9 protein-coding genes are annotated in these 9,723 nt (G+C 70.8%); 3 read left to right on the plus strand and 6 right to left on the minus strand.

Annotated elements, in window-relative coordinates; translation table 11 throughout:
- Positions 1–274, plus strand: a 274-nt coding sequence (locus H5J26_RS31080; RefSeq protein ID WP_210771717.1) for a hypothetical protein, incomplete at its 5' end; no start/stop codon positions are given.
- A gap of 94 nt (positions 275–368) precedes the next feature.
- On the opposite strand, the gene H5J26_RS24555 is transcribed toward H5J26_RS31080, so the two are convergent.
- The 5 genes from H5J26_RS24555 to H5J26_RS24575 all read right to left on the minus strand — a co-directional run bounded on the left by H5J26_RS24555 (position 369) and on the right by H5J26_RS24575 (position 5,339).
- Entirely contained in the window at positions 369–1,103 is a 735-nt protein-coding gene (locus H5J26_RS24555) for a transglycosylase SLT domain-containing protein (RefSeq protein WP_181768136.1), read from the minus strand.
- Positions 1,104–1,642: 539 nt separating this feature from the next.
- Entirely contained in the window at positions 1,643–2,080 is a 438-nt protein-coding gene (locus tag H5J26_RS24560) for a hypothetical protein (RefSeq protein ID WP_181768137.1), read from the minus strand.
- 93 nt (positions 2,081–2,173) lie between these two features.
- Positions 2,174–2,575, minus strand: a complete 402-nt coding sequence (locus H5J26_RS24565) for an STAS domain-containing protein (RefSeq protein WP_181768138.1) — start codon at positions 2,573–2,575, stop codon at positions 2,174–2,176.
- Positions 2,572–3,681 carry a cobalamin B12-binding domain-containing protein gene (locus H5J26_RS24570; protein WP_181768139.1) on the minus strand — a complete coding sequence of 370 codons (1,110 nt, stop codon included), beginning with the start codon at positions 3,679–3,681 and terminating at the stop codon, positions 2,572–2,574. Before H5J26_RS24570 ends, H5J26_RS24565 begins: the two co-directional genes overlap by 4 nt.
- On the minus strand, positions 3,678–5,339 hold the full coding sequence (locus tag H5J26_RS24575; protein WP_181768140.1) for a PP2C family protein-serine/threonine phosphatase: 1,662 nt from the start codon (positions 5,337–5,339) through the stop codon (positions 3,678–3,680). The genes H5J26_RS24570 and H5J26_RS24575 overlap by 4 nt, the downstream gene beginning before the upstream one ends.
- Before the next feature lie 365 nt (positions 5,340–5,704).
- Between H5J26_RS24575 and H5J26_RS24580 the strand changes: the two genes are divergently transcribed.
- Positions 5,705–6,925 (plus strand): FUSC family protein, encoded by a 1,221-nt coding sequence (locus H5J26_RS24580; RefSeq protein ID WP_419183847.1) that lies wholly within the window; start codon positions 5,705–5,707, stop codon positions 6,923–6,925.
- Positions 6,926–7,102: 177 nt separating this feature from the next.
- Positions 7,103–8,713, plus strand: coding sequence for an FAD-dependent oxidoreductase (locus H5J26_RS24585; RefSeq protein WP_181768141.1), 1,611 nt, complete (start codon positions 7,103–7,105; stop codon positions 8,711–8,713).
- Positions 8,714–8,802: 89 nt separating this feature from the next.
- Here the strand turns inward: H5J26_RS24585 and H5J26_RS24590 are convergent.
- A partial coding sequence (locus tag H5J26_RS24590; RefSeq protein ID WP_181768142.1) for a LacI family DNA-binding transcriptional regulator occupies positions 8,803–9,723 on the minus strand: 921 nt, incomplete at its 5' end.

The raw sequence follows: 9,723 nt of genomic DNA on the forward strand, positions 1-9,723 counted from the left end.
ACCGGTGCCTCCCCCCGCCGCCCCTGCTGCGCGGCAGGAGCACCGGAACGGGCACCACCAGCAGCCCCAGCAGCCGCACTCGTCACACACCAACGGCACCCAGAGGCCCGGAACGGGGCACCGGGTGGCCGCGCCTTCACCGGCCGGGGCGTCCGAAGCGACCGTCTGGGACCAGGTGAACACGGCCAGCGCTCCCCGGCTCTTCGCCATGATCACCATTCCCCTGACCGTCGTGGTCGGCGTCATGCTGATGGTCCTCGACGGAAGGTTGTGACGGCTCGGCACAGCATCGGACACACGTGGGGCCCGGCATCACTGCCGGGCCCCACTTCGCTCCGCACGGGGCTTCACACGGAAGCCCCTTCCGGTCAGTAAGCGGAGTTGACGTTGTCCATCGAGCCGTACTTGTCAGCCGCGTAGTTGCAGGCGGCGACGATGTTGGCCACGGGGTCGGTGACCTTATGCGTCGTGCCCTTCACGTGGTACTGGTCGAAGGTCGGCTGGATGGTCTGGAGCAGACCCTTGGAGGGCGTGCCCTTCTGGGCGTTGACGTCCCAGTCGTTCATGGCCTGGGGGTCGCCGCCGGACTCGCGCATGATGTTTTTCTTGATGCCGTGGTACGAGCCGGGGATGCCCTCTTCCTTCATGATGGAGCGGGCCTGCTTGATCCAGCCGTCCAGGTTGTCGCCCTTGGTGGCGCGCGTGGAGCGGTCGGCCGTCTCGCCCTTGCGGGCCTCCTCGGCCTTGTCCGCCTGCACGGCCTTCACCTTGTCGTCGGTCTTGCTCTTGCCTGCCGCGTGACGGTTCTGGCCGTCACCGGTCAGCTGAGCCGACTCCGACTTCGCCTTGCTCTGACCGACGGTCTTCGCCGCGGTCGTCTTCGTGCTGCCTGCGTGGTCCCCGACCGGCGCCTGGGCGGACTGCTTGCCGTGCGCGGCACTGGCCGAATGGGAAGCGACAGGCTTTGCCTGGCCCTGGCTCCCGCCGCCCGCGGAACCGGGAGCGGCTCCGGCGGTGAGGGCGACGACTCCCGCTGCGGCGGCAAGACCGACAGCGGAGGTCTTCTGGGTCCGGGTCAGACGGGAGTAAGCGGAGATACGCATGGAGAAGCGAGAACCTTTCGATTGCGTTCGTCGCGGAAACCACCGGGAGGGGTGGGGCCGCCGGGTTCCGATCTCCCCGGCTCAACGCGACACTCGCATTGGTAAAGGCACTCCAGGCATTGCAGCAAATAACGGACGTACTACCTCAAACAGTCAGATCACTCTTCACGTCCGGCCGATGCCGCCGCCCTCGCTTTCGTGAGCGAGGGCTTCTACGAAAACGTGTCGTATGTGACGTGGGTCTATGGGCTGCCTCACAGACAGGCAGGTCTTTTCAGGACTCCGTGTGACCGGCGCGGTACGTCATGCAGCGAATTGCGGTTGCGGGCTTCGGGCCGACGTGGTGGGGATTTCCGCGCAGCTCAGAGGGCCACCGCGCGCGGCTCAGGAATCCGCGGGCGGGGATGCCGGTGCTCTCGTGGGCCGGCGGCCGTGGACGGCGCCGCGGCGGCCGGCTCCGTGAGGGAGTCGGCCACCACGCCGACCGCGCTCAGGCCTCTCCACTTCGGGAGGCTCGGACGCAGGGATCGGTCAGCAGGTCAATCGGCAAGGATCTGGATCTGCGGAGGGTCCCGGAGCTCGATGTCGTCGACGGAGATCCCCTTGGCATCGGCCAGGGACTTCAGCTTCTCCTCGCGGACCTGAAGGGGGAGCTCGGTGTTGACGAAGGCTCCCAGCCACTGACCGGAGTGGCGGTCGTAGGCGAGCTGACGCGTGGCCGCGTTGCTCTCGACGGTGCCGGTCTCCTCCACGACGAAGTCGGTTCCGATCGCGGCCTTGGCCACGAGGGAGGCGCACTTGTCCATGACCAGCGGGGTGGGCCGTTCGTCGCCCCCGTGGAAGTAGACCTCGATGACGTCGGGCCCGCGGACGGACCTGTCGGCGAAGACGCCCGCCTTCTGGATCCTGGCCAGGGCGGAATCCAGCTTGTCGGCAGGACCCCGGAGCACCACGAACACTGCACTTCGTACGGTCATGGAGGGAGAGTAGTCGCCGCCCGGAAGACGCGTGGACCGATCGGAGTACGGGCCGCGGATGGGCCGGAACGAGCCCTTCGGCGCCGCGGCGGCTCAGCCCTGGTCGGTCTCGCCCCGCGGATTCGGCTGAGCACCGTCGGACGGAGCTTCCGCGTGCCCGCCCGGCGCGGTGAGGTGCTGGAACGTGCCGGTCTTCCTCAGCAGCCGCTCCAGTTCGGGCGACCGGCCGTCCAGATGCAGCCGCACTCCGGCACTGCTCGTACAGCGGCGGACCATCAGCAGCGCGGAGAGACCCATCGCGTCGCAGGCGTCGAGCCCGCCGAGGTCGAGGCGGATCTCCTCCGCCGCCGGATGGTCGGCCAGCGCCGCCGTGACGGTGCCGACGAGGATCTCCGCGCTGTCGTGATCGAGGTCGCCGCCCACCCTCACGCACACCGAGCGCGGCCGGTCCGCGGTGACGGAGACGGAGAAGCGGCGAGGATGCGGCGTCGTCATACGCGCCCCCCGGAGGGGCTCGGGATCACGGCTTCCAGTCCGTCCCCGTGCCCGTGGGGACCGCTCAGGAAGCGGGTGGCACGGGGGAAGTCGCTGAGCTGGCCCGCGAGCAGGCCCAGGGCCGGGGTGAGGGAGTCCGCGGGCACGCCCCTGGCGGCGAGTATCTCCCCCGTCCAGCTGAGGAAGCCGGTGAAGAGTTCCCGGTCGTCGGTGTACAGGGCGCTGGCCAGGAAGTCGACTATGTGGGCCATGTCCTCGGCGGTGTGCTGGCGCTGGGCGTCGGTGTAGGCACGCATCGGCGGGTACGTCGCCTCCAGCTCGGCCATGGTCTGCTTGACCAGCTGGGGCCGAGACTGCGTGATCAGCGTGTACTCCTGATCGGCGAGATGGGGCAGGTCGTCGACCGCCTGGTGCGTCCCGGCAAGGCTCGTGCGCGGCATCTCATGGGCGAGCCTGTCGGCGGCGGCACGGGCGTCGGGCGCCCATACGTCGACGCCCAGGAGCCGGGCGAAGCGCCCGTCGGAACCGAAGGCGGCTCCCCCGGCCAGCACCGGGACGCCTGCCGCCTGGCAGGCGGTGATGGTGGCGTGCGCCGTGGGCAGCCTGGTCGGGATGGACGAGGAGAGGGCCACGGCGTCCGGGCCGGTCGTGTGCAGGTGCTCGATCAGATGCAGCGTGGGCACCTGGGCTCCGAGAAAGTCGACCCTCCAGCCTCGCAGTCTGAGGGTCTCGGCCAGAAGGCGGGCGGGCAGCGCGTGCCATTCACCGTCGACGCAGGCCACCGTGATGCGTCCGAGAGTGGCCTCCGCCGGAGCGCCCGGCTGGTGTGAGAGCCCTGCGATGACCCGCTCGTTGATGGCGGTGGCGGTGTGTTCCTGGGCCACGGTCATGCGGTTGGCCGCCCACTCGGTGCCGACCTTCGCCTGGACGGGCGCGATCACGTCGAGGAGCACGTCCTCGGCGCTCATGCCCGCATCGATGGCGGCGAAGACGACCGCGGCGGCGGCGTACTCGTCCCCGGCCTGGAGTGCGCCCCACAGTCCTTCGCGAACTCCGGCCGCCTGTGCACCGGCCGGAGCCGGAACGGAAGCGTGATCTGCGGTCATGCGGTGTACCTGCCCCTGGTGTGCCCGTCGACCGCGCTGAGATGAGCGTGACGCGGTGCGGCGATGGCGACGAGCGCCATGTCGTCGTGTCTGCCTTGTCCTATCCACTGCGCGGCGAGCATCTGGATCCGTTCGATGACGGCCTCGGCGGGCAAGCCGACACAGTCGCTCAGCACGTCGGCCAGCCTCTGCTCTCCGAACATCGCGTCGCCGAGCGGTCCGCCCTTGGCCTCGATGATGCCGTCGGTGAAGAGGAGGCACAGCTCACCCGGCGCGAGCTCCACCGCCACCGTGTCGGCATGGCACTCCGGCAGGACCCCCACCAGCGTGCCCTGCGTCTCGGCCTCCTCCACACGCCCGTCCGACCGGACGATCAGGGGTGCCGGATGACCGGCGCTCGTCAGCCGTAGCCTCACCGTGCGCTCGCGACGTACGACCGACGCCAGCACGAGGGTGGCGAAGCGGGTGTGCTCGGCGTTGAGCAGCGCCCCGTTCAGCAGGTTGAGCATCCGCTCGTGGTCGTCGGCCATCGGCAGGAGCGCCTGGAGGGTGTTGCGGATCTTGCCCGTCAGGACGGCCGCGTCCAGGCCCTTGCCGCACACGTCGCCGAGCACGGCCAGCGTCTCCTGGCCGGGGTCGCTGCCGGGGTGAACGTCGTAGAAGTCTCCGCCGATGCGTTCGCGCTGCCCGGAGGGGCGGTAGCCCCCGGCGAAGTCCACGCCGTGCACCTGCTCCAGCTGCGGCGGAAGCAGCTCCTGCATCAGGGTCGAGGTGATGCTCGCCTGGTGCGCGTACATCCGCGCGGCCGACAGTGCGGCACCCGCCCGGGCGGCGAAGAGGTGGGCGAAGACCTCCTCGCGCTCGCTGAACGCACTGTGGCTGCTCCGGCGCAGCAGTATCAGGGCACCTGCCGCGATGCCGTGCCCCGGCAGAGGCGTGATGACCACGGAACCGGTCGGCCCGTCGAAGCCCGGCGGCACGGCCCACTCGGGGAGAGATGCCGGATCGATCCACTGGGACGCGACGGGCGGGAAGCCCTGCAGGGCCTCTTCCAGCCCCGGGACGACAGCGGGGTCAGCGTCGACATGCGCGCGCTCCACGTGGTCGCCGCTGCCGTAGGTGAGCGGCAGGCCGCGGCCGGCCGGGGGGCCGATCGCCACCGCGGCGTCCGCCAGGTACTTGGCGGCGAGCCGCGCGGTCACCTCCATGCAACGGTCGACGTTCAGGGTCGCCAGGAGGGCGTTGGAGGCCTCCGCGAGGAACGCCGTGCGTTCGCGCTCCACTTGCAGGGCTTCCTCCGCCGCGCGCCTGCCGGTGTTGTCGGCGAGCCACCACGCGATGTGCCCGTCCTCGGTGCGGGTCGGACGCGCCTCGAAGCTGCGGTCCCCGACCTGCCCCGTGACCGCCTCGCTCTCCAGACGTGCCGAGTGGCCGGTGCCGGCGAGGCGTTCGTGCGCGTCGGCCAGCCATTCCAGGCCCAGTTCGTGCAGTCGCGCTCCGGTCCCGGCGCCGGGAAGGAGGCGGGACGCCGCTGCGTTCCGCTCGACCACCACGCCGGCGGGGTCGGCCACCAGCAGTGGGCAGGGAGCAGCGTCCGGGAGCGCCCCGAGCCGGGTGTCGACGCGGGGTCTGGAGGACGGTCTCTTGGAAGTCTTCACAAAGGGGGTCCGCGAGCTGCGAACGCCACCACCCTTCTGTCAGAACGGAACATCAATTCGTGCAACATCTCGCAACTGGCGTCCCAGAGACAACCGCCCCTCGCTGATGCCCAGTTGCACGCCGTTCCGCCGCGAGAAGCACGTACCGGCAGAAGCTCCGCATCGACGAGGCTCCTCTCGGCCGTTCCCTCAAGTGCCCCCATCCACCGGTCCGAATCACCGCAGTCCGGGATGACCGGAAGGTCGGCTTGAGTGAGATTCGCTGGTCCGGCCCGTCCGGCCGAGCGCCCTCAAGGCAAGGCCCACTCGGGTGGCAGCCCGCGCAACGGTGCCCTTCTGGCCGGTCCACCGGGAAGAGCCACCGCGTGCCGGAGGTCCCACAAGCCGTCGCCGGTCTCATCCGCCGCGGCAACCAACCCGCGGTCGTCCAGACCATGCGCTCCACCGTGGCCGCTGTCCTCAGCTATCTCGCCGCGGTCTGGCTCAGCGAAGCCGCGGTCCCCCTGCTGGCGCCGCTGACCACGCTGCTCGTCGTCCAGGTCACGCTGTACGCCACGCTCACCCGCGGCATCCGCAGGGTCAACGCCGTGGTGGCCGGCGTGCTCGTCGCCGTCGGGTTCAGCGCGCTGGTGGGGCTGAGCTGGTGGTCGCTGGGCGTGCTCATCCTCGCCTCGCTGACGGTCGGTCACCTGGTGCGGGTGAACGAGTTCGTGCCGGAAGTCGCGATCAGCGCGATGCTCGTACTGGGCGTGAGCGTGAGCCGGGTGACCGAGACCGCGCTGGACCGGGTGGTGGAGACCGTGATCGGCGCCGTGGTGGGCCTGTTGTTCAACGTGGTCTTCGTGCCCCCTGTGTGGACGCGCTCCGCGAGTGAGTCCATCGAGGACCTCGCTGCGCGCATCAAGCGGCTCCTGCAGCATCTGAGCTCGGAGCTGGGCGGCCACACCGAGGTCGAGGACGCCGCGGCCCGTCTTCACGAGGCCCGCCGCCTCGACCACGACATCGTCGAGGTGGACGCCTCGCTGGCGCAGGCGGAGGAGAGCTTGAAGCTCAACCCCCGCGTCAAGGAGGGCCTGCTTTCCCGGGTCGTCCTGCGCACGGGCCTGGACACCCTGGAGATCTGCGCCGTCGATCTGCGGGTGATGGCCCGCACGCTCACCGACCTCGCCAAGAGCAGGAAGAACGAGCCGCTCTTCCCCCCTGACGAGGCAGCCGCGATCGAGGAGATGCTCACCCATGTCGCGGCCGCGGTCGAGGCGTTCGCCGTCCTGATCACCAGCGATGTCTCCGACGACGCGGAGACCGCCGAGTCCCGCCTGGTCACGGAGCTGTCGGCCAGCCATCAGGCGCGTGACCACGCCGCGCAGCTCCTGCTCACCGGGGTCCAGCACCATCCGCGCCAGTGGCAGCTGCACGGAGCGCTGCTGACCGAGGTCGACCGGATGCTGGACGAACTCGCCGTGGAGAACCGCACCAAGCGGCTCGCTGAGGAGCTGGACCGCTACACCCGCGAGCAGTTCCACCGCTTTCCGCGTCTGACCAAGGTGACCTCGCGCCTTCGCTCCAGGCGTCGCAGGGAGACCTGAACGTCGGCGCCGGCCGTGCCGCCCTCCAGGTGGGACCCGTGCCACCTCTTGACACCGTGTCGCCGCATCGCTGTAGCTTCGACTCCCGAGATCTAACCCGGTTTAGGCGGGCCTTCCGAGAGGACGGCACGCGGGGAGACACCCGGCCGGGCACGGGCTGAAGGGGAGCACGGACACATGCGTGAGATACGGGCCGACCTCGTCGTCGCCGGAGGAAGCCTCGGAGGGGTGGCCGCCGCCCTGGCCGCCTGCCGGCGCGGACACCGGGTGGTGCTGACCGAGGAGACGGACTGGCTCGGCGGTCAGCTCACCTCGCAGGCAGTGCCCCCGGACGAGAACCCGTGGATCGAGCGGTTCGGCTGCACCGCCTCCTACCGGCGGCTGCGCGACGACATCCGCTCGTACTACCGCACCTGGTACCCCCTCACCGAGCGGGCACGGGCGTGGCAGGGGCTCAACCCCGGCGCCGCCCGGGTCAGCCGCCTGTGCCACGAGCCGCGAGCGGCGCTCGCCGTGATCGAGGCCAGGCTCGCTCCGTATCTGGCGTCCCGGCGGCTGACCGTCCTGCTGTGCCACCGCGTGAGCGGAGCCGAGTGGGACGGAGACCGCGTGACGGCCGTGGAGGCGCAGGGCCCCGACGGGGAGCGGACCGTGCTGACCGCGCCGTACTTCCTCGACGCCACCGAGCACGGGGACCTGCTGCCCGCCACCGCCGCCGAATACGTCATCGGGGCGGAGAGCGCCGACGAGCACGGCGAACCGCATGCGCCCGCCACCGCCCGGCCCGGCAACATCCAGAGCTTCACCGTGACCTTCGCCCTCTCCCATCACGAGGGCGAGGACCACACCATCGACCGGCCCGAGGCCTACGACACATGGCGTGCCTACCGTCCGGACTTCTGGCCGGGGCCACTGCTGGGGTTCCTCGCGCCCGTGCCGAGCACGCTGGAGCCGTACGAGCGGTGGCTGGAGCCGAACCCGCAGGGCGACCCGATCGACCATCTCGCAGACCCCGCCCGCGACAACGGCGACCGGGAGCTGTGGATGTTCCGCCGCATCCTCGCCCGGAACCTGCTCACCCCCGGCGCCGCCGACTCGGACATCACGCTGGTCAACTGGCCGATGAACGACTACTGGCTGGGCCCGCTCGTCGACGTCGACGACCAGACCGCCGGCCGGCACCTGTGGGAGGCACGGCAGCTCAGCCTCTCCCTGCTCCACTGGCTCCAGACCGACGCGCCCCGTCCGGACGGCGGCACCGGCTTCCCCGGGCTGCGGCTGCGACCCGATGTGACCGGCACGGCCGACGGGCTGGCCAAAGCACCCTACGTGCGCGAGTCCCGCCGCATACGGGCCGTGCGGACGGTCACCGAGAACGACGTGTCCCTCGATGTCACCGGCCCCTACGGGCGGGGGCATGAGCCCGACTCCGTCGGCATCGGCTCGTACCGCATCGACCTGCATCCCTCGACGGGCGGCGACAACTACATCGACATCCCCAGCGTGCCGTTCCAGATCCCCCTGGGGGCACTGCTGCCCGTCCGGCTGCGCAACCTGCTGCCTGCCTGCAAGAACGCGGGCACCACGCACATCTCCAACGGCTGTCTGCGCCTGCATCCCGTCGAGTGGAACATCGGCGAGGCCTCCTCACTGCTCGCAGCCTTCTGCCTGGAACGGCGCGCGGAGCCCCACCAGGTGCACGGGGACGAGGTGCTGCGTGAGGAGTTCTGCCGGGTGCTGGAGCAGGAGGGGATCGAGCAGGCGTGGCCGGACGTGCGTGGCTACTGAATGGTGTCGCACCTCCGCGGATGCTCAGAGGGCGCTGACCTGCGCGCCTCCCTCGCAGAGATGGCCGCTCAGCCGTCCGGCAGCGACCGCTACCGGCTCGCGCCACCCGGCGGCGGTCCGACCGTGCGCCCCTCCACCGCGACACACGGCAGCAGCCGCTGCGTGCCGCCCTCCGGAGGCACCCCTTCCAGCAGCGCGATGAGCAGGTCGGCGGCCTGGCGGCCCATCTCGGGCCGGGGCAGCGCGAAGCCGCTCACCACCGTCTCGGGCGCCGCCACGTCGTCGCCCAGCACGGCCACGCTCACATCTCGGGGAACGCGCAGCCCGGCAGCCTCCAGGGCAGTGGTGAGCGCGGCGTACAGCTCCCGGTTCTCGACTACGAAGGCCGTGACGCCCTCCCGTACGAGGGCCGCGATGCGGTCGGCGCCCGGTGGGCTCTCGTCTCCGACGAGGATCTCCAGCTCGACGGGGAGGGCCGCCTCCTCCACGCCTGCGCGCACTCCTGCTGCGCGGTCCGCGGTCGCGGGTGCCTCACCGGCGTCCCGCAGGTAGAGCAGGCGGCGGTGGCCGAGATCCGTCAGCCGCCGCACGACCTGCCTCGCCCCGTCGACGTAGTCGGCCCCGATGTAGGGGATCCGCTCCCCCAGCTCGTCGCGGCGCCCGATGTAGACGAGGGGGAAGCCTGCGTCGAGCAGCTGCTCTATGACGGGGATGGGCGCGTGCCGTCCGAACAGCACGCAGCCGTCGGCGAGACGCACCCTGTGCAGCGTGCTCTCCGTGCGCGGCCCCTCGTGCGGACCCCCTGCCGGGGCGGAACCGGAGGTGGCGGCGAAGAGGATCAGGTCGTAGCCCCGTTCGACTGCACGCTCCTCGAACCCGGCGAGGAAGGGGTAGTAGGAGTTGCGGGTGTCGACGGGGAAGGCGGAGCCGGCGGTGTAGACGCCGAGCAGCCTGTTGTGGCGGCCGGCGAGGCGGACGGCGACGGGATCGGCGATGTAGCCGAGCCGGGC

This window comes from Streptomyces albidus (ex Kaewkla and Franco 2022), from assembly GCF_013870515.1.
GTDB lineage: Bacteria > Actinomycetota > Actinomycetes > Streptomycetales > Streptomycetaceae > Streptomyces > Streptomyces albidus.

What these genes read in the sequence shown, in the direction of transcription:
- H5J26_RS24555 (WP_181768136.1), bottom strand. Translation starts at nt 1,103, where the DNA reads ATGCGTATCTCCGCTTACTCCCGTCTGACCCGGACCCAGAAGACCTCC.
- H5J26_RS24560 (WP_181768137.1), bottom strand. Translation starts at nt 2,080, where the DNA reads ATGACCGTACGAAGTGCAGTGTTCGTGGTGCTCCGGGGTCCTGCCGAC.
- H5J26_RS24565 (WP_181768138.1), bottom strand. Translation starts at nt 2,575, where the DNA reads ATGACGACGCCGCATCCTCGCCGCTTCTCCGTCTCCGTCACCGCGGAC.
- H5J26_RS24570 (WP_181768139.1), bottom strand. Translation starts at nt 3,681, where the DNA reads ATGACCGCAGATCACGCTTCCGTTCCGGCTCCGGCCGGTGCACAGGCG.
- H5J26_RS24585 (WP_181768141.1), top strand. Translation starts at nt 7,103, where the DNA reads ATGCGTGAGATACGGGCCGACCTCGTCGTCGCCGGAGGAAGCCTCGGA.